The sequence below is a fragment of the Flexivirga sp. genome, assembly GCF_051955415.1.
Classification (GTDB): Bacteria; Actinomycetota; Actinomycetes; order Actinomycetales; family Dermatophilaceae; genus Flexivirga.
The window spans coordinates 1-23,444 of record NZ_JBQCGS010000010.1 but is presented as its reverse complement, the minus strand read 5'-3'; the positions used below and the strand labels follow the sequence as shown (position 1 = coordinate 23,444).

Below are 23,444 nucleotides of genomic sequence, written 5' to 3'. Positions count from 1 at the left end.
GGTGACATGCGCGGTGAATACAAGGTCCCGGGTGGCAAGCTCGTCGCGGTCGACGTCGAGGTCGCATCCGGCCGCCTGGCAAGCGTCTCGGTGTCCGGCGACTTCTTCCTGGAGCCGGACGAAGCGCTGGAGGACATCGACGCCGCACTGACGGGTATGCCGGCCGACGCCTCCGTCGACCAACTCGCCGGTGCGATCACGGGTGCGCTCGACCCGCAGGTGAGCCTGATCGGCTTCAGTGCCGACGCGGTGGGTGTCGCGGTGCGCCGCGCACTCGGCAAGGCGACCGGTTGGGACGATCACACCTTCGACGTCATACCCGCGACCGTGCTGCCGCCGGTGGAGCACGTCGCCCTGGACGAGGTGATCGCCCACGAGGTCGCCGCCGGCACGCGGCCGCCCACGCTGCGCTTCTGGGACTGGGACTCACCACTGGTGGTCATCGGCTCGTTCCAGAGCTACCGCAACGAGATCGACGCCGACGGTGCCGCACGGCACCACATCGACGTGGTGCGGCGCATCTCGGGCGGCGGGGCGATGTTCATGGAGCCGGGCAACTGCATCACCTACTCGCTCGTGGTGCCCGCGTCCATGGTCGAAGGGCTGAGCTTCGAGCGGTCGTACGCCTTCCTCGACGAGTGGGTGATGGGTGCCCTGGCGGAGGTGGGGATCACTGCGCACTATGTGCCGCTCAACGACATCGCCTCCGACAAGGGCAAGATCGCCGGTGCCGCACAGAAGCGGTTCGCGGACGGCGCGGTGCTGCACCACGTGACGATGGCCTACGACATCGACGCCGACAAGATGCTCGAAGTGCTGCGCATCGGCCGGGAGAAGATGTCCGACAAGGGCACCAAGAGTGCGAACAAGCGCGTCGACCCGATGCGTTCGCAGACGGGGCTGCCGCGCCCACAGATCCTGGACACCTTCACCCGGTCGTTCCTCGCGCGCTACCGGAGTCAGGTGTCGGCATACCGCGACGAGGAGCTGGCCGAGGCGCGTCGATTGGTCGCCGAGAAGTTCGGCACCGAGCAGTGGACGCATCGTGTGCCGTGAACAGGCCGGCGCACTGCGGCCGGAGACGGTGGTCTGAGGTGCGCCGCTTCACGGTCGCGCCCCGGCCGTTCCGCGCCCGCGCGCCACGCGGCGTGCCGCCCACGGTGCTTCCGCGTCACGTGGGGGTCATCATGGACGGCAACCGCCGCTGGGCACGCGCCGCCGGACTGGCCAGTCCCAGCCTGGGGCATCGAGCCGGAGCCGACCACCTGGAGGACCTGCTCGGCTGGCTGCGCCGGCGCGGGATCGACCACGTGAGCGTCTACGTGCTCTCGGCCGACAACATCCGCAAACGCAGCAGCAGCGAGGTCGACTATCTCTTCGATCTCATCCGCACCGGCGTCCCGGCGAAGGTCGAGCGTTCGCGCTGGTGGCAGCTGCACATCGCCGGCGATCTCAGCCTGCTGCCGGACGAGTGCCGGGTGGCGCTGGAGGACGCCATGGCGGCCACCACGGGCCGTCCGGGACACCTCACTCTGGCGATCGGTTACGACCCGAAGCACGACGTCGCCTCCGCCATCCGCACGGTGTTGCGCCGCAACGGCCCCGTGACACCGGACGATCTGCCGGCCGCGATCACGGCCGCGTTGCCCGGCGGGCCGGTCAAGGACATCGACCTGATCATCCGGACCAGCGGCGAGCGCCGCATCTCGGGCTTCTTCCCGTGGCAGAGCCAGCGGGCGGAGATCCACTTCAGCGACAAGATGTGGCCGGCCTTCGGCGAGCGCGACCTGGATGCGGCGCTGGCCGACTACAGCGAGCGCAAGACGGTCATAAGCGCTCGACATCGGTGAGTTCGACCGGTTCCGGCTCGGGAGACTCCGCCGGATCGAGGAACCGGTCGACGGCGCGGCCGGCGGCGCTGCCGATCAGCGTGCCGGCGGCCACCGCCACCACGGACCCGATCGCGACGGTCACGGCGTCGAGGCCCCCGTGCCCGGTGGCGATCTCGGTGGTGCTGAGCAGCCCGAGGCTGCCGGGGACGAGCAGCCAGAACGCCGGGAGGAAGACCACGAGCCGCAACGGCCGACCGGACAACCGGTGCACGACAGCTGCCGCGAGACCTGCAACGGTGGCGCCGGCCAGCGCACCGAGCACCAGTCCGGCCAGGGCCTGGACGGCCGACTGGGTCGCGAACGTCAGCGCCAGCACCACCAGGATCCACGGTATGGCGGCCCGCGACGCCGCGACGTTGATCACGATGCCGCAGCCGATCACGAGCACGCCGATGTATGGCGCCCAAGGCCCCAGGTCCTGCGCCCGCACATTGGTCAGCGCGTCCAACCGGACGCCGGTGACCGACACGGCCGAGAAGAGCCCGACGGCGAAGAGGACCAGCTGCATCACACCGGAGACGAGCCGGGAGCTGCCGGCGACCGCGGCCCCGGAGGCGATCTCCGACATACCGGTGACGATCACCGATCCGGGCAGCAGGACGGCGAAGGACGCGACCATGGTCCGCAACGTGCCGTGCAGGGGCCAGTGCTGGGCCACGAGCAACACCAGCACGGCGACCGCGAACGACGCGAGCAGCGGCAGCAGGGTGCGCACCAACGCGAACCGGCGGCTGACGATCATCAGGGTCATCACCACCAGCGAGCTGGCCGCTGCCGTGACCAGGTCCCGCCAGGTCGGCTGCAGGATCGCGCAGATGCCGGTGCCGATGGGCACCAGCGCCAGGTCGGAGAGCCAGACCGGACGTGACGAGGGCATCGTCTCGATGTCGTCCAGCTCCCGCAACGCCGCGGCGTGCCCGATCGCCCCGCGCATCAACTGCTCGTAGACGTCCTGCACCCGGGTGACCTGCTCCAGGCGCAAGGACCCGGTGACCGGTTCGAAGCCGACCGGGTCGTCACCACCGAGCCCGGCGAAGATGCCCGTCGGGGTGGCCGCCACCCGCACACCCGGGGCGTTCAGCCGCCGGGCCAGCACACTCACCTGCCACTCGACATCGGGCACCGGCGCACCGCCGGCGAGCAGCGCGCTGCCCATCCGCAGCAGCACCTCGCGTGTCGCGCCTGTCGTCATACGACCCATGATGGCGGCACGGGGAACAAGTGCTGTCAGTGGCGGCGTCTAACTTTGTACTATGCGCCCCACCACCGACCTGCAACGCCGTGTTGCGCCGTTCGAGGTCATCTCTGAATACTCCCCGAGCGGGGACCAGCCGACCGCGATCGCCGACCTGACCCGCCGCGTCAAGGCGGGGGACCAGGACACGGTGCTGTTGGGGGCGACCGGCACCGGCAAGTCGGCGACGACGGCATGGCTGATCGAGCAGGTGCAGCGGCCGACGCTGGTGATGGCGCCCAACAAGACCCTGGCCGCGCAGCTGGCCAACGAGTTCCGGGAGCTGCTGCCCCACAACGCGGTCGAATACTTCGTCTCCTACTACGACTACTACCAGCCCGAGGCCTACATCCCGCAGACCGACACCTACATCGAGAAGGACTCCTCGATCAACGACGAGGTGGAGCGTCTGCGGCACAGCGCCACCAACTCGCTGTTGACGCGACGTGACGTCGTCGTGGTCGCTTCGGTGTCGTGCATCTACGGTTTGGGCACCCCGCAGGAGTACGTCGACCGCATGCAGTCGTTGCGCGTGGGCAGCCAGATCGACCGCGACGACCTGTTGCGCAGGTTCGTGCAGATGCAATACACCCGCAACGACCTGGCCTTCACGCGCGGCACCTTCCGGGTGCGCGGGGACACCGTCGAGATCATCCCGGTCTACGAGGAGCTGGCGATCCGCATCGAGTTCTTCGGTGACGAGATCGAGCGTCTCTACACCTTGCACCCGCTGACCGGTGAGGTGGTGCGCGAGGAGCAGGAGATGTACGTCTTCCCGGCGTCGCACTACGTCGCGGGTCCGGCGCGCATGGAGCGCGCCATCTCCTCCATCGAGACCGAGCTGGAGGATCGCCTGGCGACCCTGGAGAAGCAGGGCAAGCTGCTGGAGGCCCAGCGGTTGCGAATGCGCACCACCTACGACATCGAGATGATGCGGCAGGTCGGCTCCTGCTCCGGCATCGAGAACTACTCCCGGCACATCGACGGTCGTGGTCCGGGCAGTGCGCCCAACTGTCTGCTGGACTACTTCCCCGAGGACTTCCTGCTGGTCATCGACGAGTCGCACCAGACCGTGCCGCAGATCGGGGCGATGTACGAAGGCGACATGTCACGCAAGCGGATGCTGGTCGATCACGGCTTCCGGCTGCCCAGCGCGATGGACAACCGCCCGCTGAAGTGGGAGGAGTTCCTCGAGCGCATCGGTCAGACCGTCTACCTGTCGGCGACACCCGGCGACTACGAGCTGGCGAAGGCCGGCGGCGACTACGTCGAGCAGGTCATCCGCCCGACCGGCCTGGTCGACCCGGAGATCGTGCTGAAGCCCACCAAGGGGCAGATCGACGACCTGCTGCACGAGGTCAACGAGCGCACCGCCCGGGACGAGCGGGTGCTGGTGACGACGCTGACCAAGAAGATGGCCGAGGATCTCACCGATTACCTGCTGGAGAAGGGCGTGCGGGTGCGTTACCTGCACTCCGAGGTCGACACGCTGCGGCGGGTCGAGCTGCTGCGGGAGTTGCGGCTCGGCGAGTTCGACGTGCTGGTCGGCATCAACCTGCTGCGTGAGGGTCTGGACCTGCCCGAGGTCTCCCTGGTCAGCATCCTGGACGCCGACAAGGAGGGCTTCCTGCGGTCGGCCCGGTCACTGATCCAGACGATCGGCCGCGCGGCGCGCAACGTCTCCGGTCAGGTGCACATGTATGCCGACAAGATCACTCCGTCGATGCAGGAGGCGATCGACGAGACCAGTCGGCGCCGCGAGAAGCAGCTGGCCTACAACAAGGAAGCCGGCATCGACCCGACGCCGCTGCGCAAGAAGATCGCCGACATCACCGACATGCTGCAACGTGAGGACGCCGACACCGACTCGCTGATGGGCAGCGGCCGGGCGCAGTCGCGGGGCAAGTCCGATGGCCGGGGCAAGCGCGGACTGCGCGGTGCGGTCGCCGCCGACGGTGAGGTCGCCGGCGCGGGGCGCGTGTCGGGGCTGCCGGCCTCCGATCTTGCCGGGCTCATCCAGGAGCTCACCGAGCAGATGCACCAGGCCGCCGCCGACCTGCACTTCGAGCTCGCGGCGCGCCTGCGTGATGAGCTGGGCGACCTCAAGAAGGAACTGCGGCAGATGCAGGCCGCCACCAAGTAGTTGTCCGGGATTTGTGCCGAGAAAAAGACATACACTGGAGCGTATGGCGTTGGCAGCGTGCCGATTCGATGCGGTAGCAAGGGCCGGGGCTACATTCATCTGTATACTTGGCACAAGCGCTGGAACGTTTGGTTCGATGGAATAATCGCGATGATTTTTCGCGCTCCCACCAAGACTTCGAAGCGTTCCGCCACCTCTCACGAGTACAGGCTTCACATCGGGAAGTGCGCCCGGCCCTACGATTTCGTGGTCGTATTTGACACACGACAATATGCGGGTGGAAAGATGGGATCATTACCGGTCGCGTACCAGGCGTTTTTTTAGCTCATGGCCACCTACGCGCTCGCCGCGGATTACGGTGCGTCTCCGATGTGGGAGATCCGGAATGATGGAACGATCGGCGGATCCATTCCGTTCGATCAGTTCAATCTGAGTGATTCGTTGCGCAAAGAAGTCGCCGCGTGGGCCGCGGAATATGACGAGCTGGAGCGGTCGGACTATGAATGGCGGTCAGCCGCAGCAGAAGAGCAATGGTGGCAGGCGGGCCGACGCCTGGCGGAGCACCTGAACGCTAAGCTGAGACCTACTGTGGTTGTTGAGTATCGGCAGCCGCGACCGTCGTAGCGCCAAGTTGCAGCCGAGTCCACCACCTGACCGAAGAGACCGCGGAGCAGCCGCCCCGGTTGCCAAGCGCGCTACTACGTAACGTAGGATTCCCATCGTGACTGCCGAACTCGATGACCGGCCGGCCCGCACCGCCGTAGCCGCCAGCCCAGTGGCTAAGGCCTTCAAGATCGCCGCATTCGCCGAGGCCGTCTCCTGGATCGGCTTGTTGATCGGCATGTTCTTCAAGTGGGTCGTGCAGTCCGGTGACCTGGGTGTGCGAGTCTTCGGTCCGATCCACGGCACGATCTTCGTGCTCTACGTCGTCAGCCTCCTCGCGGTCTCCGTGTCCCACAAGTGGCCGGCGAAGGAGTCTCTGCTGGGCCTGGTGAGCAGCGTGCCGCCGCTGATGACAGTGTGGTTCGAGCGTCGCTGCGAGCGCCGTGGTGCGCTGGTTCGTCCGACATCCTGAGCGCCCTTGTGCAAGTCGCGACTGTTGAGGCTTGTGCACGTGAATTGGTTGATCCGCGGGTAGGACTCGCGACTGTTGAGGCTTGTGCACAACCGGCAACGGTCGCTGGTTCGGCGCGTCGTCAGGTGTCCGGGTCGATCGCGTTGCCGGTGATCACCACTGCGATGCGGGTGCCGCGCCAGCGGTCGGGGTCCGTCTCGACCTCGGACAACAGGAAGGCGACACCCGCCGCCGCAGCGCCCTCGACCTCGAGATCGGCGTGCCGGCGCAACGTGTCCAGCGCGCTACGCAACTGGGCCTCGCTGACGGTGTCGATCTCGTCGATGACCTGCTGCGCCGCCCTGAAGGTGTACCGGTTGTGCGGACCGAGGTCGCCGAGCAGCGAGGTGGCGACGGTGTCCACCTCGTCGATCGAGACGGGGTGTCCTGCCCGCAGCGAGCGGTACATCGCGTCGGCGCGCTCCGCGCAAACCCCGATGACCTGTGTGCTGTGTCGAATCCCCTTGATCGCCAGCCCGATCCCGCCGATCAGCCCACCACCGGACACCGGCACGATGACGGCGTCCAGCGCCGGGAGGTCGTCGCACAGTTCGAGACCGATGGTGCCCTGACCGGCGATGACGTCGGGATGGTCGAAAGGCGGCACGAAGAGGTGTCCGCGCTCGTCCGCCAGCTGCTGCGCAGCCCGGATCGCCGCCGTCTGGTCGGCGCTGGCGTGGTCGACCACCGCACCGAGTTGCTCCAGCGCGCGCGCCCGGTGGTCGGGTACGGACCGGGCCAGGAAAGCGGTGACCGGGAGCCCGAAGCGGCGGCCCAGATGCGCGACCGCCCGCGCGTGGTTACCCGTCGAGGCAGTTGTCACGCCCCTCATCGTTCCTCGCTCGGCGGCCGACCGGATGGCATTGCAGGCGCCGCGCACCTTGAAGCTGCCGGTGGGCTGCTCGATCTCCAGCTTCAGGTAGACCGTGGCGCCGGTCAGCGCGCTCAACCACCGGTTCGCCGGAGCGGAGGTGTGCCGCACGTGCGGTCCGATGCGGGCCTCGGCGACACGGATCGATGCGATGTCGGGCAGGGCCGCAGCGGTCATCACGTCATCCTCGCGGTCAGTGTGCCGCGCTGGGAACGAATCCCAGCCGTTTGTCGACCGGATGGGGGAGCGCCTCACCGGCCAGCCAGCGGGTCGCCAGGTCAACGAACTGCTGGGACAGCGCATCGAGCCAACCGGACGCATCCCCGGACAGATGCGGTGAAATGGACAGCGCCGGCTCGTCCCACAACGGGGAGTCCGCCGGCAACGGCTCGGTCCGGAAGACGTCCAGGGCCGCCCCGGCCAGCTCACCCGCCCGCAACGCGTCGAGCAGATCGTCCTCCACGACACTCTGCCCACGGCCGACGTTGACGAAGTATGCCGAGGGTCGCATCGCGGCGAAGACCGTGCGATCGAACAGATCCCGCGTGGCATCGGTCAGCGGGGTCACGTTGATCACGAAGTCGAAGGCACCGACGTGCTCGGCCAGCGCGGCGCTGGACACCACATCAGCGAAGTCCGGATCTCCGGTGCGTGCGGAGCGTCCGGCGCCGGTCACCTGCAGGCCGACGGCGTGCAACAGCCTGCCGATCTCCCGGCCGATGCTGCCGGTGCCGACGACCAGTGCCCGGCGGCCCTGCACGGGACCGGTCTCCCGGTGCCGCCATACATGATCACGCTGCAGGTCGTAGCCCTCGCGGAGCAGTTTGACGTGGGCCAGCAGTGCCCCGAGGACGAACTCGGCGATCGGTCGGTCGAAGATGCCGCGAGCGTTGGTCACCACGACGTCCGACTCCACCAGGTCCGGGAACAGCAGCTTGTCCACCCCGGCAGCGGCGACGTGGATCCAGCGCAGCCGGTCGCACCGGCGCCATACGTCCTGCACGGCGGTGGAGAAGAAGTCCCACAGGAAGAGCGCATCGGCCCCGTCCACCGCATCCGCCAGACCCGCCGCGTCGGTGTAGCGGAACGTCGCGCGCGACTCCAGCGCCGACAGACCGGGAGGGCGTTCGTCGGCGTCGCCGAGCAGGACGGTGATGACGGGGAGGGAAGTGGTCACCCGGCCACTCAAAACGTTGCCGTGTCTGATTGTCAACAATCGGTTCTGGAGGCACCATGAGCACGTGACTCAGACTGTCCCTGACGCCACTCCCAGTGGCCTCTGCTCCCGGCCGTTCCCGGAGCAGGAATACCTGGCTCGACTCGCCGCCGTTCAGCAGCGAATGGCGGAACGCCGGCTCAGTTCGCTGATCATCGCCGACCCCGCGAACCTCTACTACCTGACCGGCTACAACGCGTGGTCCTTCTACATGCCGCAGTGCCTCGTCGTGCCGGCGGAAGGCGACTGCCACCTGTTCACGCGCACGATGGACGCGGCCGGGGCGCACTACACCGCGTTCCTGCCGATCGACCGCATCCACGGCTACCCCGACTACCTGGTCAACCGGCCCGACGCGCATCCCTTCGACTGGATCGTCGCGCGGGCGCTGGAGATCGGGGTGTTGGTCGACGAGGTCGGCGCGTATGTCGCCGCGGAGCTGGACGCACACTTCTTCTCGGTCCGCAGCTATCTCGCGATCCGGTCCGGGCTGAAGTGCTCGGCGCTGGTCGACAGCAACGAACTGGTCAACTGGGTGCGGGTGCGCAAGTCGCCCTTGGAGCGCGAGAAGCTGCACACCGCGGGGCGGATCGCCCAGCGGGTGATGGAGACCGCCCTGCGCGAACTCGAGCCCGGTCGCCGGCAGTGCGATGTCGTCGCCGAGATCCAGCACGCCCAAGCACTGGGCGCGCACAAGCTCGGCGGCGACTACCCGGCGATCGTGCCGATGCTGCCGACGGGGGAGACGGCCGGCACGCCGCACCTGACCTGGAGCGACCTGCCGCTGCAGAAGGGCGAGGCGACGACGATCGAGCTGGCCGGCGTCTTCCACCGGTACCACGCACCGCTGGCGCGGACGGTGGTGCTCGGCAAGGCACCCCGCAAGCTTGTCGAGTGTGCCGACGCGACCAATGAGGCGATGGAGGCTCTGCTGCAGCGCATGCGGCCGGGCACCCGCACCTGTGACGTGCACCGCGAATTCGCGCAGACCATCGGCCGGTACGGACTCACCAAGGAGTCGCGGATCGGCTACTCCATCGGGATCGGCTATCCGCCCGACTGGGGCGAGCGCACGATGAGCGTCCGTCCCGAGGACGAGACGGTCATCGAGGAGAACATGGCCTTCCACGTCATCCTCGGCATGTGGATGGACGGTTGGGGCTATGAAACCTCCGAATCCATGCTGATCGGCCCCGACGGGCCCGATCTGCTGACCGATGTCCCGCGCGGACTGACCGCGAAGGAGTGACCCGCGTGCCCATCTCCCGCCTGCCACTGGCCTCCCGGACCACCGACCTCGTCGGCTCGGTGATCGACTCCAGCACCTCCCTGCTGGCCAGACAACGGCACGACATCGTGCGTTTCGCCATGGGCAGTCCGGCAGCGGAGGCAGTCCCGTCGCAACTGCTCGGTCACCTCGCGGCCACCGAACTCGCCGCTCCGGATGCCTACGACTACGCGGCCACTGAGGGCGATCCGCGGCTACGGGAGGCCTTGCTGGCCGAGCTCGACGGGACGACCGACCGCACCACGCCGGAGCGGCTGCTCATCACCGCCGGCGGCATGCAGGGACTGGACCTGGCCTTCAAACTGTTCGTCGACCCGGGCGACCTGGTGGTCGTGGAGTCGCCGACCTACACCAACGGGTCGGCCACCGCGATGTCCTACCAGGCGCAACTGCTCGAGGTCCCGGTCGACGAGGAAGGCATGCAGGTTGACCGGCTCGAGGAACTGGTCACGCACGCGGGGCGTGCACCGAAGGCCATCTACGCCATACCCACGTTCCAGAACCCGTCCGGCGCGTCCATGTCGATCGAGCGGCGCCGCCGGCTGATCGAGCTGACCCGCCGGTGGGGGAGCCTGCTGATCGACGACGACCCCTACGGCCGGCTGCGGTTCGCCGGCACCGAAGTGCCCTCGTTGCACGAGCTCGCCGACGGCGACCCGTTGGTGCTGTCGGTGCGCACCTTCTCCAAGATCATCGGACCGGGGCTGCGGGTGGGCTGGATCGATGCCGACCCGGCGCTGCAACAGTTGCTGATCAACGCCAAGCAGGCCATGGACACCTGCACCAACATGCCGCTGCAGCGGCTGGTCGCTGCCTTTCTGGAGGGCGGTCATCTGCGCGACCACCTGACCACGCAGCAGGCGGCATACCGGGAGCGCAAGCTGACCATGCAGGCGGCGCTCGAGGACTGGTTCGGTGCGCTGGCCCGGTGGACGGACCCGGAGGGCGGCTTCTTCCTGTGGGTGACCTTCCAGGAGTCGGTCGACACCGAGGCGCTCTTCGAGCAGGCGCTCGCCGACGGCGTCGCATTCATCCCGGGCAACGCGTTCTCGCCCAGCAAGTTCTTCCCGAATGCATTGCGGCTGTGCTTCGCCTCCAGCACCCCGGATCGCATCCGCGAGGGCGTGGCACGGTTGCGCACTGCCTACGACCACCTGGTCGGTGCTGTATGACGGAAGCGACTGTGACAGCACAGGTTTCGTCATGGGAGCAACATGCCCTGGACCTGCTGGACGAGGCAGAACTGATCGCGCTCACCCAGGCGCTGGTCCGCGTGCCGGGGGAGAACCCGCCGGGCGAGGAAACCGCGCGGGTGGACGCAGTCGTCGCGGCCTGTCGCGAACGCGGGCTGTCCGTGCAGCGCACGACGGCGGCGGAAGGGCGGGACAACGTCAGCGTCACGACCGACGGTGGCGACGGTCCCCGCTTGCTGTTGCTGGGTCACACCGACGTGGTGCCGGTCGGTGACGGTTGGACGGTCGAGCCGTTCGGCGGGCTGCTGCGCGACGGCCGGATCTTCGGCCGCGGCAGCACCGACATGCTCGGCGGCCTGGCCGCGTGCGTGGTGGCGATGGATGCGCTGCAGCGAGCGGCGGCGGCCGACGGCGTGCAGCTGTCCGGTCGGGTCGAGCTCGTCGCGACGGTCGACGAGGAAGAGGGCGGCATCGGCATCCGACGGTTCATGGAGGGTGAGCCACCGGCCTATCTCGGCTGCGTCACGGCAGAACCGACCGATCTGCAGACCATCGTCGCCGCGCGCGGCGACTGTTACCTCGAAATCACCGTGCACGGGCTGGCGGCGCACGCGGGACGTCCGACCGACGGCCGCAATGCGATCTACGGCGCGGCCCGCGTCATCGAGTCACTGCGTGCCTGGAACGACGAGCTTGCCGAACGGCCGCACCCACTGGTCGGTCCGGCGACCTGGAGCGTGGGGATCGTGAGCGGTGGCCAGGGGACGGCGATCGTGCCGGCGAGCTGCCGGGTGCAGGCGGACCGGCGGTTGCTGCCGGGCGAGGACCAGGAGACGGTGCTCGCCGACGTCGTCGCACGGCTGGCCGGCCTCGGCCTGGAGCAGGACGGGCTGCGCACGGAGGTCGTGATGCCGATGAGCATGCCCGGTTTCGAGACGGCGGTCGACACGGAGTTCGTCCGCTGCGTCGACCGCGCGTTGGGCGACTCGGGCGGACCGGGTCTGCCGCTCGGCGGGTGGACCGCCGCGTGCGACGGCGGCTACCTCAGCCGTGACCTCGGCGTCCCCACGGTGGTGCTCGGGCCCGGTTCGGTCAACGACCAGGCGCACCGGCCGGACGAGTCGGTGCCCGTGGCCGACCTCATGACGGCCGCCCGCACCTACGTGCGGTTGGCGGCACGGCTGCTCACCCTCCAGGATGGTCAGCTGTGACGAACGCCGGCGCCAGGGCGCGCCCCCTTAAACCCGTGGTGCGGCAGTCGACCGCAGCGATGATCGCCGACAGCGTGCGGGCGGCGCTCGAGCGTGGTGATCTGCCGCCGGGCACCCAGCTGGGCGAGGCGGACCTCGCCAAGCAACTCGGCGTCAGCAGGGGACCGCTACGCGAGGGACTGCAACGCCTGACCCAGGAGGGATTGCTGCTGTCGATCCGCAACCGCGGGCTGTTCGTCATCGAGATGACGCCGGACCGGGTGCGAGACATGTATGTCGCCCGGCAGGCGGTCGAACGCGCGGCGGCCGAGCAGATCCACCTCGGCACACCGGAGGAGGCGGGTGCCCAACTGATGGAGATCACCGACACCATGAGCCGCACCGCGGAGGCCGACGACCACAGCGGCGTCGGCGAGGCGGACATCGCCTTCCACGATCTGCTCGTGCGCCTGGCCGGGAGCCCGCGGCTGTCGCTCATGCACCGCACCCTGCTGACCGAGACCCGGATGGGCATCCATGCCCTCGATCCGACCTACGAGGGCAACGAGGCTCGGGTCGCCGAGCACCGCGGCATCGCGCAGTCGTTCCTCGACCGTGACCCGGCCGCGACCGATCGGCTGCTGCAGCTGCACATGGCCGACGCGGTCGAGCGGCTCACCGCCGACCACGGCTGAGCGGTCGCGTCGGGCGCGGTGGCGGTCGCGTCGGGGATATGCCGATCGCGTGCTGCGCCATTCGCCGCGATCGGCATAATCCCGGGGACTGCGGGGATTGGAAGTATGCCCATCGCGTGCCATCTGCCGCGATTGGCATACTCCTGCATGCTCCACACCGCGATCGGCATACTCCTGCGCACTACGGGAGTGCGGCGTCACACGCTGATGCCGATGTACTTCACCTCGAGGAACTCCTCGATGCCGACGCTGCCGCCCTCCCGGCCGAGGCCGGACTCCTTGATACCGCCGAACGGTGCGGCCGGGTTGGACACCACGCCCTGGTTGAGGCCCACCATGCCCGACTCGAGTCCCTCGGCCACCCGCAGCGCGCGGCGCAGGTTGTTGGTGAAGACGTAGGAGACCAGCCCGTACGGCGTGTCGTTCGCCGCCGCGACGACTTCCTCCTCGGTGTCGAACGGGATGATCGACGCCACCGGACCGAAGATCTCCTCCCTCGCCATCCGCGCGTCGCCGGGCACGTCCAGCAGCACGGTCGGCGGGTAGAAGAAGCCGGCGCCGTCGGGGGCCTGGCCACCGGTCAGCACGCGCGCTCCCCGGTCGGTGGCGTCAGCGACGAGTTCCACGACCTTGCTGCGGCCGGCGTCGTCGATCAGCGGTCCCACCTGGGTGCCGTCCTCGACTCCCGGTCCCACGCGCAGCCGCTGCATCGTGTCGGCCAGCCGGGCGGCGAAGTCCTGCGCGATGCTGCGGTGGACGTAGATGCGGTTGGCGGCCGTGCAGGCCTCGCCCATGTTGCGCATCTTGGCGGCCATCGCGCCGGACACCGCCTCGTCGAGGTCGGCATCCTCGAAGACCAGGAAAGGCGCATTACCACCGAGCTCCATCGAGGTGCGCATCACGTTCTCGGCGCACTGCGCGAGCAGCACCTTGCCCACCGCGGTCGAGCCGGTGAAGGACAACTTGCGCGCCCTGCCCGACGCGATGAGCGGCTGCATCACCTCACCGGCGTGACTGGTGGTGACGATGTTGACAACCCCCGCGGGGACACCCGCCTCGAGCAGGATCTCCCCGAGCGCAAGCATCGACAACGGAGTCTGCGCCGCCGGTTTGACGACGCTGGTGCAGCCGGCCGCGATCGCCGGCCCGATCTTGCGGGTGCCCATCGCCATCGGGAAGTTCCACGGGGTGATCAGCAGGCACGGGCCGACCGGCTGCTTGGCAACCAGGAAGCGTGCACCACCGGCCGGTGCGGTCTGGTAGCCGCCGTCGATGCGCAACGCCTCGCCGGCGAAGTGCCGGAAGAACTCCGCGGCATAGCCGATCTCGCCGCGTGACTCCGCCAGCGGCTTGCCCATCTCCAGCGTCATCAGCAGCGCCAGATCCTCGCCCCGGTCGGTGAGCAGCTCGAAGGCCTTCATCAGCATGTCGTAGCGCTCACGGGGGGACGTCGCAGCGAAATCGCGCTGCGCCGCGACCGCCGCGTCGAGCGCTCGTTGCCCGTCGGCCGGGGAGGCGTCGGCGACCTGCACCAGCTCTTGACCGGTCGCCGGATCGTGCACAGCGAACGTCGCGCCCTCGGCCGCTGCGGCCCACTCGCCGTCGATCAACAGGTCGGTCGGCACCGCGCCGAGCACCCGGGTCGCGTCCGTCGGCCCGGCGGTCGGGTTCTGCATCTTCGCACTCCCATCGCGTTAGTCTGATTGTCGACAATTTACCAAAACGGCTTGTCCCGGGAGGCTTCATGGCTCAGCTGTCGAGTGCGCTCAAGCAGGCGACGCCCGTGCTCGCGACGCACGGCGAGGGCGTCCACCTGTATGCCGAGGACGGTCGCCGATATCTCGACTTCACCGCCGGCATCGGCGTCACCAGCACCGGGCACTGTCATCCGAAGGTGGTCGCCGCCGCACAGGAGCAGGTGGGCAGGCTGATCCACGCGCAGTACACGACGGTGATGCACCAGCCGCTGCTGACGCTGGTCGACCGGCTCGGTGCGGTGCTGCCCACCGGGCTGGACCGGTTGTTCTTCGCCAACTCCGGGTCGGAGGCCGTCGAGGCAGCGCTCCGGCTGGCGCGGCAGGCCACCGGCCGGCCCAACATCGTGGTCTTCCACGGCGGCTTCCACGGACGCACCGTGGCGACGGCCTCGCTGACGACCTCGCACACCCGCTACAGCGCAGGGTTCGCACCGTTGATGGCCGGCGTGCACGTGTCGCCGTTCCCCAATCCCACCTACTACGGCTGGAGTGTGGAGCAGGCGACCGACTTCGCGCTCAAGGAGCTGGACCACGCCCTGCAGACGCTGTCCCAGCCGAGCGAGACCGCCGCCTTCCTCGTCGAGCCGGTGCTCGGCGAGGGCGGCTACGTCCCCGGCAGCGCGCGGTTCTTCGCGGGGCTGCGTGAGCGCGCCGACCGGCACGGCATCCTGCTGATCCTCGACGAGGTGCAGACCGGCTGGGGCCGCACCGGGAAGTTCTGGGCGCAGGAGCACTTCGGCGTCACCCCCGACATCCTGGTCACCGCCAAGGGCATCGGCTCCGGTTTCCCGTTGTCCGGCATCGCCGCGCCCGCGGCGCTGATGGAGCAGGTGTGGCCCGGCTCGCAGGGCGGCACGTATGGCGCCAACGCCGTCGCGTGTGCCGCGGCCATCGCCACCCTCGACGTCATCGAGGAGGAGAAGCTGGTCGACAACGCCGCCGCACGAGGTCGCCAACTCCTCGACGCGCTGCGCACCACGGCGGACCGGTATGACGCCATACACGACGTGCGCGGGCTGGGACTGATGATCGGCAACGAGTTCCGCGACGCGGACGGCAACCCGGACGGCGCAACCGCCGCCGCGGTGCAGCAGGAAGCAGCTCGGCGCGGACTGCTGCTGCTGACCTGTGGACCGTGGGGCGAGGTGGTCCGGTTCATTCCGGCGCTCGTGGTCGACCAACAGCAGGTCGCCGAGGCGGCCCGGCTGTGGACGGAGTCGGTCGACGCCGTGCTGCAGGGCGGTGCGGCAGGCTGAGCGACGGACGCCGCAGCACCGAGGACGCAAGATCCGACGCAGGAAGTGCACGATCCACCAGGAGGAGCACATGCCCACGGAAACGACCACCACCGAGGACGCCCACGCCGGGCAACCGGTCGACAACACGACGCTGAGGCGGGCCGTCGGCGCTTCGATGATCGGCAACGCGACCGAGTGGTACGACTACGGGATCTTCGCCTACCTGGTCGCGGAGCTCACCGACAACTTCTTCCCGGGCAAGTACGGCACGCTGGCGACGCTGCTGACCTACGCCATCTCGTTCGTGCTGCGCCCGTTGGGTGGCGTGGTGTGGGGGCCGATCGGCGACCGCCTGGGTCGCAACAAGGTGATGGCGATGACCATCATCCTGATGGCCCTGGGCACCGCACTGGTCGGCGTGCTGCCCAGCTACGACGCGATCGGCATCTGGGCGCCGATCCTGTTGATCGTCCTGCGGGTGGTGCAGGGTTTCTCCACTGGTGGCGAGTACGGCGGCGCGGCCACCTTCATGGCCGAGTACGCGCCGGACAAGCGGCGCGGTTTCTGGGGGTCGTTCCTGGAGTTCGGCACGCTCGGCGGCTTCAGCGCCGGCATCGCGATCACCCTGATCCTGCGGGCGGTGCTCGACCAGCACCAGATGGACGTCTGGGGCTGGCGCGTCCCGTTCCTCATCGGGCTGCCGCTCGGACTGATCGGGCTCTACCTGCGCACGCGCATGGAGGACACCCCGGTCTTCCAGGACCTGCAGGAGAAGGAGCAGGTGGAGGAGGCGGCGACCGGTGCGCTGAAGGATCTGTTGCGCACCTATTGGCGGCCGATCCTGAAACTGTTCGGTCTGGTCGTGGCGCTGAACATCGCCGACTACACGCTGCTGACGTACATGCCGACCTACATGGGCGACTCGTTGGGCATCTCCGCGACCCGGTCCGACATCATCGTGCTGATCGGCCAGTTGTTGATGATGGCCCTCATCTGGGTCATGGGCGCGACCTCCGATCACGTCGGCCGCAAACCCATGTGGTGGTTCTCGCTGATCGGCGTCTTCGTCGTCGCTGTCCCGTGTTTCTGGCTGATGGGTCAGGGGGTCGGCTGGGCGATCCTCGGCTTCGCCGTGCTGGGCGTGATCTTCCTGCCGCAGCTGGGCACGATCTCGGCGACCTTCCCGGCGATGTTCCCCGCGCACGTCCGGTATGCCGGCATGGCCATGGGCTACAACGTCGCGACCGCCGCCTTCGGCGGGACCGCATCGTTCGTCAACCAGGGGCTGGTCGACTGGACGGGCAACCGCTACATGCCGGCGTTCTACATGATGTTCGCGATGGTGATCGGCATGGTGGCGTTGCTCTTCGTGCCCGAGACCGCCGGCATGTCGTTGCGCGGACGCGGCATACCGGGCGAGGACGCGCCGCAGCAGGAGACGCAGTCGCCGGATCGGGGCGGCATACACAACGTGTCGGGGATCCGCGACGTGTCCCGGGAGCTGGGTACTCGGCGGCGGCGCCGGGACGAATAGGCCGACCGCCCGCACATGTTCACGGGGGCGGCGGGTAACCCGGATGCGAACCGTCCGTCACGACCGCGTCAGGAGACGTCATGCCCCAGGAGCCCGCCCAGCAGCCGCCGGCCAGCGAAACGCAGATGCAGCACACGCCCGACCACGGCGAGCACAGTTACCGCGGCTCCGGACGGTTGGCCGGCAAGGTGGCGGTGATCACCGGTGCCGACAGTGGGATCGGCAAGGCCGTGGCCATCGCCTACGCGCGCGAGGGCGCCGACGTCCTGATCTCCTATCTGAGCGAGGACGCGGACGCGGACGACACCAGGAAGTGGGTGGAGGAGGCCGGCCGCACGGCGGTCCTGATGCGTGGGGACCTGGCCGAACCGCACCACTGCCGCGACGTGATCGACCGGGCCGTGCAGGAATGGGGCCGGATCGACGTGCTGGTCAGCAACGCGGCCTACCAGATGACCCATGAGACCGTCGAGGAGATCTCCGATGACGAGTGGGACCACACGCTGGCCACCAACCTCAGTGCGTTGTTCCACCTGGTGAAGGCCGCCGTGCCGCACATGGGACCCGGCTCGTCGATCATCGGGTCCTCCTCGGTCAACTCCGACACCCCGAGCCCCACGCTGATGCCGTATGCCGCGACCAAGGCCGCCATCGCCAACATGACCGCGAGCCTTGCGCAACTGTTGGGACCCAAGGGGATCCGGGCGAACAGTGTCGCGCCCGGGCCGATCTGGACACCGCTCATCCCCTCCACCATGCCGCAGGAGAAGGTGGAGAAATTCGGCGAGGACACCCCGCTCGGACGGCCGGGGCAGCCGGCCGAACTCGCCCCCGTCTATGTGCTGCTGGCCTCGGACGAGGCGAGCTACGTGTCCGGCGCGCGGGTCGCGGTCACGGGTGGGCGCCCGGTGCTCTGACCCGGGACGTCGGGTGCACGGCGCTGCGGTCGTCAGCGCAATGCGGCCAGGACCGCGTCGGTGAACTCCGCCGTCGACGCCGTCCCGCCCAGGTCGCGGGTGCGGGTGCCGGCCGTGAGCACCGACCCGAACGCGGCTTCCAGGACGTCGGCGGCGGCCGGCTGACCGAGATGGCGCAACATCATCCCCCCGGCCCAGATGGCCGCGACCGGGTTCGCGACACCCTGGCCGGCGATGTCCGGCGCGCTGCCGTGCACCGGCTCGAACAGGGACGGATGGTGCCGCTCGGGGTTCAGGTTGGCACTGGGCGCCACCCCGAGGGAGCCGGCGACCGCTGCCGCCAGGTCGGACAGGATGTCGCCGAACAGGTTGGACGCGACGATCACATCGAGGCTTTCGGGTGCCAGGACGACGCGTGCCGCCAGGGCGTCGACGAGCACCTTCTGCAGGGTGACGTCGGGGAAGTCCTCGACGGTCTCCCGAGCGACCTCGTCCCAGAACGGCATGGTGTGGATGATGCCGTTGGACTTGGTCGCCGACACCAGGCGTCCGCTGCGCTCGGCGGCCAGCTGGGCGGCGAAGCGGGTGACCCGTGAGACGCCCTTGCGGGTGAATATTGCCTCCTGCAGGGCCAGTTCATCGGGTTGGCCACGCCGGAAGCGGCCGCCGATCTCGGAGTATTCGCCCTCGACGTTCTCGCGCACGACGAGCACGTCGAGCGTCTTGTCACCGGCCAGCGGGGATGGCACACCGGGCAAGGTCCTGCTCGGCCGCAGGTTGATGTACTGGTCGAACTCGCGACGGATCGGGATGAGCAGTCCCCACAGCGTCACGTCGTCGGGGATGTCGACATCGCCCACCGCGCCGAGCAGGATGCCGTCGGCGTCGGCCATCTGCTCCAACCCGTCGACCGGCAGCATGCGACCGGTCGAGCGATAGTGGTCCGAGCCCCAATCCCGGTGCCGCCATTGGACGGTGAAGTCGAAGCGTTCGGCCAGCGCATCGATGCAGGCGGTCGCCGCGGGCGTCACCTCCTGCCCGATTCCGTCGCCGGGGATGACATCGACGGTGTAGCTCGCTCCCATGCACGCGATGCTAGTCACCGCTGGTCGTCAGAGGTCCTGCGGCGGCGGTGCGGCGGCCTCGGCTCCTTCTCGGACACCCAGGATCAGCACGCTCGCGCTCACCACCAGCACCATGCCGAGCAGTTTGACGGCGGACAAGTGCTGCCCGAGCACGATGAGTCCGGCGAGGGCCGCGACAGCGGGTTCCAGCGACAGCAGGATGCCGAAGACGTGGGGGGCGATGCGCCGCAGCGCGATCATCTCCAGCGAATAGGGCAGCACCGAGGACAACACCGCGATGCCGGCGCCCTTGAGCAGTGCCTCGCCACCCACGAGGCGGGTGCCCGCTTCGAACGCACCGAACGGCAGCACGACGACGGCCGCGAGGGCCATCGCGATCGCCAGCCCGTCCAACCCGGCGAAGTGTTGGCCGGTACGCCGCGAGGTCAGGATGTATGCCGCCCAGCACGCGCCCGCGGACAGCGCCAGCAGGATGCCGACGCCGTCCAGCTGGTGCAGTGGGGTGTTGACGGCACCCGAGACGAGCACCACACCGCAGGCCGCCAGGGCCACCGCGGCCACGTCCCGCAGATGACGCGACAGCACCGCCGACAGGACCAGCGGGCCGACGAATTCGATCGTCACGGCGACGCCGATCGGCAGTCGTTGCAGTGACCCGTAGAAGCACCAGTTCATGGCCCCGAGCGCCGCGGCGTACGACGCCACCGCCGTCCAGTCGGCCCGACTGCGACGGCGCACCGACGGCCGCGTCCAGGCGAGCACGACCAGTGCGGCGAGCGCCAGCCGCAGCGCGACCGACCCCGGCACGCCGACCAACGGCAACAACGTCGCGGCCAGGGCGCCGCCGAACTGCACCGAGACGATGCCGCCCAGCACGAGCAGCGGCGCGGGAACCGGTCCCGCGCCGCGTCTGCCCTCGGTCATGCTCGACCAGCGTGCTGTCTCATTGCAGGTCGCGGATCCGCCCGACGCAGGTCAGCGTCTGTCGCCGCTCGTCGGGCATGTCCTCCTCGACGACCGCCTGGCCGGTGGTGGGGGAGTGCAGGACGCGGCCGGGGCCGGTGACGATGCCGACGTGGTGGATCGCCTTGCCCGGGTGGGCGAAGAAGTAGAGATCGCCGGGTCGTGCGTCGGCGATCTCGACGTCCTCGCAGGCGCGGTACTGGTCACCGGCGTCCCGTGGGAAGAGGACGCCGAGCCGGCGCAGGCTGTAGTGCACCAGGCCGGAGCAGTCCAATCCGTTCGGGGAGATGCCGCCCCACAGGTACGGCAGCCCGATGTGGGCGCGAGCCTCGGCGAGGAATGCGTCGACCGTCGGCGCCGCGTCCGTGGCCGGCAGATCCTGCGGCGCCGCCTCGACCGGTCGCAGGTGCGCGGTGCGGACATAGCCGGGATAGCCGGCGGCGTTGCCGTCATACGGCTGCCAGGGCGAGACCACCTTGGTCCACCCGTCCGAGTCGGTGGAGTCGACGATCACCGGTTCCCCTTCGAGCAGCTCCGAGTCGAAGCGGTCGTAGAGCCCGAGCCGTCCGCCCTCCAGCGTCGTACCGTCCATCGCCGCCAGCCACTGGGCGTGGTCCGGCCGGTCCGCCAGCAGGGGGCCGTCGATGGGACGGGGAGAGTCCGGGGTGGTCCAGAGTCCGGTGATGTCCACGTTCACAATTGCCAGCTGTGCGGCATCCGTGTCATTTCTCACCATGCCATCAAACACGCTGGGGTCGGTTCGCGCATTCACCACCCGCGAGATCGCCACTCTGTGAGATGCGGGCGCTCCGTGGCCAGCGTGGTGTCGTCGCCGTGGCCGGGGTAGACCCAGGTGTTGTCGTCGTACCGGCCGAAGAGTCGCTCCTCGACGTCGTCGATGAGCTGCGGGAAGGACTGGTAGTCATAGTGATTCGTCGCGCCGACGCCACCGGGGAAGAGCGAGTCGCCGGTGAACAGATGCGTCGTCCCGTCGGTGTCCCGCAGCGCCAGGGCGATCGAGCCCGGCGTGTGCCCGCGCAAGCCGGCCACGTCGAAGCGCAGCTCGCCGACCCGGACGACGTCCCCGTCCTGCAGGCGCCGGTCCACGGCGACCGGCAGGTCGTCGGCATCGTCGGCCCCGGCGAGCAACTGCGCTCCGGTCTCGCGTGCGGCCTCGGCGAGTGCGCGCACGTGGTCGTGGTGGCGATGGGTCGTGGCGAGGTGGGTGACCTTGCCTCCGTCGGCCGTGATCATCGCGCTGATCGCCGGCCAGTCGTCCGCGGCGTCGATCAGCAGGGCATCGCCGGTCGCCGTGTCGGTGATCAGGTAGACGTTGTTGTGCATGTCCGAGACGCTGATCTTGCCGATGCGGGCGATGCCGGCGTCACGAGTCGCCGGGGCGTCGCCCGGTGCCACCTGTCCGTCGTAGCTCATCCATCTCTCCTGTCCGCGGTCGCTGGATTCGGGGTTGTCAGTGGTGCCACCTAGCATTGTCCCCGTGCCAACGCCTCCGTCATCCACCGTGCCAGCAGAACGGGGTCACGATCACCTTCGCGTGCGTGGTGCCCGGGAGCACAACCTGCAGAACGTCTCGATCGACATCCCGCGTGACTCGCTCGTGGTCTTCACCGGCCTCTCCGGATCGGGCAAGTCCTCGCTGGCGTTCGACACCATCTTCGCCGAGGGACAGCGCAGGTATGTCGAGAGCCTGTCGGCATACGCCCGCCAGTTCCTGGGCCAGATGGACAAGCCCGATGTCGATTTCATCGAGGGACTGTCGCCGGCCGTCTCGATCGATCAGAAGTCGACCAACCGCAACCCGCGGTCGACGGTCGGCACGATCACCGAGGTCTACGACTACCTGCGTCTGCTGTTCGCGCGGGCCGGTCGCCCGCACTGCCCGGTCTGCGGTGAGCCGGTCGGTCGGCAGACCCCGCAACAGATCGTCGACCAGCTGCTCGCCCTGCCCGACCGCACCCGCTACCAGGTGCTGGCGCCCGTGGTCCGCTCCCGCAAGGGCGAATACCTCGAGCTGTTCGCCGAGTTGCAGGCCAAGGGCTACTCGCGCGCCCGCGTCGACGGCGAGATCGTCACCCTGGCCGAGCCGCCCAAGCTGGCCAAGCAGAAGAAGCACACCATCGAGGTCGTCGTCGACCGGCTGGTCGCCAAGGCGGGTGACACCTCCGGCAAGCAGCGCCTGACCGACTCGGTCGAGACGGCGCTCGGACTCGCCGGCGGTGTGCTGCTGGTCGACATGGTCGACCTCGACCCCGACGACCCGCAGCGCGAGCGGCGCTTCTCCGAGAAGATGGCCTGCCCCAACGAGCACCCCTTGTCGATGGACGAGATCGAGCCGCGCTCGTTCTCGTTCAACAGCCCGTTCGGCGCGTGCCCGACGTGCACCGGCATCGGGACCGAGCTCGAGGTCGACGTCGACCTGGTCATCCCCGATCAGGACAAGTCGATCCGGGAGGGTGCGATCCTGCCGTGGGCGCAGGGCGCTCAGTCCTCGGACTACTTCCTGCGGGTCATCGGTGCGCTCGCCGAGGAGCAGAAGTTCTCCCTCGACATGCCGTGGCGGGCCCTGCCGGAGCGCGCCAAGGAGTCGTTGCTGCACGGTAAGAACCACAAGGTGCACGTCAAGTACCGCAACCGCTACGGGCGCGAGCGCAGCTACTCGACCGGGTTCGAGGGCGTCATACCGTTCGTCAAACGCCGCCACGAGGAGACCGAGTCGGACTGGAGCCGCGACCGCTACGAGGGTTACATGCGGGAGGTGCCCTGCCCGGCCTGCCGCGGGGCGCGGCTGAAGCCGGAGTCACTCGCCGTGACGATCGGCGGCCGGTCCATCGCCGAGGTGTGTGCGCTGCCGATCTCCGAATCCGCCGGCTTCCTCGACTCGGTCGACTTCACCCCGCGGGAGCGGCAGATCGCCGAGCGGGTGATCCGCGAGGTCGACGCGCGGCTGGGCTTCCTGCTCGACGTCGGCCTCGACTACCTGTCCCTCGACCGGCCGGCCGCGACGCTGTCCGGCGGTGAGGCACAGCGCATCCGGTTGGCGACCCAGATCGGCTCCGGCCTGGTCGGCGTGCTCTACGTGCTCGACGAGCCCTC

At 68.9% G+C, this 23,444-nt stretch carries 20 protein-coding genes and 1 pseudogene; 13 read left to right on the top strand and 8 right to left on the bottom strand.

The genetic code is table 11. The features are described from left to right. Positions 1 to 6 precede the first annotated feature (6 nt). Entirely contained in the window at positions 7 to 1,056 is a 1,050-nt protein-coding gene (locus ACTHL4_RS01260; protein WP_440280912.1) for a lipoate--protein ligase family protein, read from the top strand. A 38-nt stretch (positions 1,057 to 1,094) separates the two neighbouring features. Continuing rightward, complete coding sequence (gene uppS, locus ACTHL4_RS01255; protein WP_440280911.1) at positions 1,095 to 1,850, top strand: polyprenyl diphosphate synthase; 756 nt, start codon at positions 1,095 to 1,097, stop codon at positions 1,848 to 1,850. Here uppS and ACTHL4_RS01250 read toward each other — a convergent pair. After that, entirely contained in the window at positions 1,828 to 3,084 is a 1,257-nt protein-coding gene (locus ACTHL4_RS01250) for a threonine/serine ThrE exporter family protein (RefSeq protein ID WP_440280910.1), read from the bottom strand. The genes uppS and ACTHL4_RS01250 overlap by 23 nt on opposite strands. A 61-nt stretch (positions 3,085 to 3,145) precedes the next feature. Between ACTHL4_RS01250 and uvrB the strand changes: the two genes are divergently transcribed. The 3 genes from uvrB (at position 3,146) to ACTHL4_RS01235 (ending at position 6,344) form a co-directional block, all read left to right on the top strand. Then, positions 3,146 to 5,269, top strand: a complete 2,124-nt coding sequence (gene uvrB / locus ACTHL4_RS01245; protein ID WP_440280909.1) for an excinuclease ABC subunit UvrB — start codon at positions 3,146 to 3,148, stop codon at positions 5,267 to 5,269. A gap of 327 nt (positions 5,270 to 5,596) precedes the next feature. Next, complete coding sequence (locus tag ACTHL4_RS01240; RefSeq protein ID WP_440280908.1) at positions 5,597 to 5,893, top strand: hypothetical protein; 297 nt, start codon at positions 5,597 to 5,599, stop codon at positions 5,891 to 5,893. A gap of 97 nt (positions 5,894 to 5,990) precedes the next feature. Beyond that, positions 5,991 to 6,344, top strand: a complete 354-nt coding sequence (locus ACTHL4_RS01235) for a DUF3817 domain-containing protein (RefSeq protein WP_440280907.1) — start codon at positions 5,991 to 5,993, stop codon at positions 6,342 to 6,344. 121 nt (positions 6,345 to 6,465) lie between these two features. Here the strand turns inward: ACTHL4_RS01235 and ACTHL4_RS01230 are convergent, their stop codons facing one another. Beyond that, complete coding sequence (locus ACTHL4_RS01230) at positions 6,466 to 7,431, bottom strand: pyridoxal-phosphate dependent enzyme (RefSeq protein ID WP_440280906.1); 966 nt, start codon at positions 7,429 to 7,431, stop codon at positions 6,466 to 6,468. Positions 7,432 to 7,447: 16 nt separating this feature from the next. Next, positions 7,448 to 8,431 carry a D-2-hydroxyacid dehydrogenase gene (locus ACTHL4_RS01225; RefSeq protein WP_440280905.1) on the bottom strand — a complete coding sequence of 328 codons (984 nt, stop codon included), beginning with the start codon at positions 8,429 to 8,431 and terminating at the stop codon, positions 7,448 to 7,450. Positions 8,432 to 8,495: 64 nt separating this feature from the next. On the opposite strand from ACTHL4_RS01225, the gene ACTHL4_RS01220 reads away from it, so the two are divergent. Genes ACTHL4_RS01220 through ACTHL4_RS01205 form a run of 4 tightly spaced genes read left to right on the top strand, consistent with a single transcriptional unit; the run spans position 8,496 to position 12,836 of the window. Further along, positions 8,496 to 9,719, top strand: coding sequence for a M24 family metallopeptidase (locus ACTHL4_RS01220; RefSeq protein WP_440280904.1), 1,224 nt, complete (start codon positions 8,496 to 8,498; stop codon positions 9,717 to 9,719). A gap of 11 nt (positions 9,720 to 9,730) precedes the next feature. After that, on the top strand, positions 9,731 to 10,930 hold the full coding sequence (locus ACTHL4_RS01215; RefSeq protein WP_440280959.1) for a PLP-dependent aminotransferase family protein: 1,200 nt from the start codon (positions 9,731 to 9,733) through the stop codon (positions 10,928 to 10,930). Between the two features lie 11 nt (positions 10,931 to 10,941). Next, on the top strand, positions 10,942 to 12,162 hold the full coding sequence (locus ACTHL4_RS01210; protein WP_440280903.1) for a M20 family metallopeptidase: 1,221 nt from the start codon (positions 10,942 to 10,944) through the stop codon (positions 12,160 to 12,162). Continuing rightward, positions 12,159 to 12,836 (top strand): GntR family transcriptional regulator, encoded by a 678-nt coding sequence (locus ACTHL4_RS01205; RefSeq protein WP_440280902.1) that lies wholly within the window; start codon positions 12,159 to 12,161, stop codon positions 12,834 to 12,836. The genes ACTHL4_RS01210 and ACTHL4_RS01205 overlap by 4 nt, the downstream gene beginning before the upstream one ends. A gap of 197 nt (positions 12,837 to 13,033) precedes the next feature. Here ACTHL4_RS01205 and ACTHL4_RS01200 read toward each other — a convergent pair whose 3' ends face one another. Further along, entirely contained in the window at positions 13,034 to 14,512 is a 1,479-nt protein-coding gene (locus ACTHL4_RS01200) for an NAD-dependent succinate-semialdehyde dehydrogenase (protein ID WP_440280901.1), read from the bottom strand. 68 nt (positions 14,513 to 14,580) lie between these two features. On the opposite strand from ACTHL4_RS01200, the gene ACTHL4_RS01195 reads away from it, so the two are divergent. The 3 genes from ACTHL4_RS01195 (at position 14,581) to ACTHL4_RS01185 (ending at position 18,282) form a co-directional block, all read left to right on the top strand. After that, positions 14,581 to 15,849, top strand: coding sequence for an aspartate aminotransferase family protein (locus ACTHL4_RS01195; protein ID WP_440280900.1), 1,269 nt, complete (start codon positions 14,581 to 14,583; stop codon positions 15,847 to 15,849). A 70-nt stretch (positions 15,850 to 15,919) separates the two neighbouring features. After that, positions 15,920 to 17,365, top strand: coding sequence for an MFS transporter (locus ACTHL4_RS01190; RefSeq protein ID WP_440280899.1), 1,446 nt, complete (start codon positions 15,920 to 15,922; stop codon positions 17,363 to 17,365). An 80-nt stretch (positions 17,366 to 17,445) separates the two neighbouring features. Next, a complete protein-coding gene (locus ACTHL4_RS01185) occupies positions 17,446 to 18,282 on the top strand; it encodes an SDR family oxidoreductase (protein ID WP_440280898.1) in 837 nt (278 codons plus the stop codon). 32 nt (positions 18,283 to 18,314) lie between these two features. Here ACTHL4_RS01185 and ACTHL4_RS01180 read toward each other — a convergent pair whose 3' ends face one another. From ACTHL4_RS01180 to ACTHL4_RS01165, 4 genes are read right to left on the bottom strand one after another with little or no spacing between them, the layout of a single operon-like run. After that, positions 18,315 to 19,367, bottom strand: coding sequence for a tartrate dehydrogenase (locus ACTHL4_RS01180; protein WP_440280897.1), 1,053 nt, complete (start codon positions 19,365 to 19,367; stop codon positions 18,315 to 18,317). A 27-nt stretch (positions 19,368 to 19,394) separates the two neighbouring features. Then, the gene (locus tag ACTHL4_RS01175; RefSeq protein WP_440280896.1) at positions 19,395 to 20,291 is read right to left on the bottom strand and encodes an EamA family transporter; all 897 of its coding nucleotides are present in this window, start codon (positions 20,289 to 20,291) and stop codon (positions 19,395 to 19,397) included. Between the two features lie 19 nt (positions 20,292 to 20,310). Then, positions 20,311 to 21,066 (bottom strand): C40 family peptidase, encoded by a 756-nt coding sequence (locus tag ACTHL4_RS01170; protein WP_440280895.1) that lies wholly within the window; start codon positions 21,064 to 21,066, stop codon positions 20,311 to 20,313. 32 nt (positions 21,067 to 21,098) lie between these two features. Next, complete coding sequence (locus ACTHL4_RS01165; protein WP_440280894.1) at positions 21,099 to 21,764, bottom strand: MBL fold metallo-hydrolase; 666 nt, start codon at positions 21,762 to 21,764, stop codon at positions 21,099 to 21,101. 64 nt (positions 21,765 to 21,828) lie between these two features. Between ACTHL4_RS01165 and ACTHL4_RS01160 the strand changes: the two are divergent. After that, positions 21,829 to 23,444 (top strand): annotated as a pseudogene (locus ACTHL4_RS01160) (excinuclease ABC subunit UvrA); the annotation flags it as partial.

Excerpts from the sequence above, each read along its gene's own strand:
- ACTHL4_RS01190 (WP_440280899.1), top strand. The coding sequence starts at position 15,920 with ATGCCCACGGAAACGACCACCACCGAGGACGCCCACGCCGGGCAACCG.
- ACTHL4_RS01260 (WP_440280912.1), top strand. The coding sequence starts at position 7 with ATGCGCGGTGAATACAAGGTCCCGGGTGGCAAGCTCGTCGCGGTCGAC.
- ACTHL4_RS01165 (WP_440280894.1), bottom strand. The coding sequence starts at position 21,764 with ATGAGCTACGACGGACAGGTGGCACCGGGCGACGCCCCGGCGACTCGT.
- ACTHL4_RS01185 (WP_440280898.1), top strand. The coding sequence starts at position 17,446 with ATGCCCCAGGAGCCCGCCCAGCAGCCGCCGGCCAGCGAAACGCAGATG.
- ACTHL4_RS01230 (WP_440280906.1), bottom strand. The coding sequence starts at position 7,431 with ATGACCGCTGCGGCCCTGCCCGACATCGCATCGATCCGTGTCGCCGAG.
- uvrB (WP_440280909.1), top strand. The coding sequence starts at position 3,146 with ATGCGCCCCACCACCGACCTGCAACGCCGTGTTGCGCCGTTCGAGGTC.
- ACTHL4_RS01175 (WP_440280896.1), bottom strand. The coding sequence starts at position 20,291 with ATGACCGAGGGCAGACGCGGCGCGGGACCGGTTCCCGCGCCGCTGCTC.
- ACTHL4_RS01250 (WP_440280910.1), bottom strand. The coding sequence starts at position 3,084 with ATGACGACAGGCGCGACACGCGAGGTGCTGCTGCGGATGGGCAGCGCG.
- ACTHL4_RS01240 (WP_440280908.1), top strand. The coding sequence starts at position 5,597 with ATGGCCACCTACGCGCTCGCCGCGGATTACGGTGCGTCTCCGATGTGG.
- ACTHL4_RS01200 (WP_440280901.1), bottom strand. The coding sequence starts at position 14,512 with ATGCAGAACCCGACCGCCGGGCCGACGGACGCGACCCGGGTGCTCGGC.
- ACTHL4_RS01170 (WP_440280895.1), bottom strand. The coding sequence starts at position 21,066 with ATGGTGAGAAATGACACGGATGCCGCACAGCTGGCAATTGTGAACGTG.
- ACTHL4_RS01180 (WP_440280897.1), bottom strand. The coding sequence starts at position 19,367 with ATGGGAGCGAGCTACACCGTCGATGTCATCCCCGGCGACGGAATCGGG.
- ACTHL4_RS01195 (WP_440280900.1), top strand. The coding sequence starts at position 14,581 with ATGGCTCAGCTGTCGAGTGCGCTCAAGCAGGCGACGCCCGTGCTCGCG.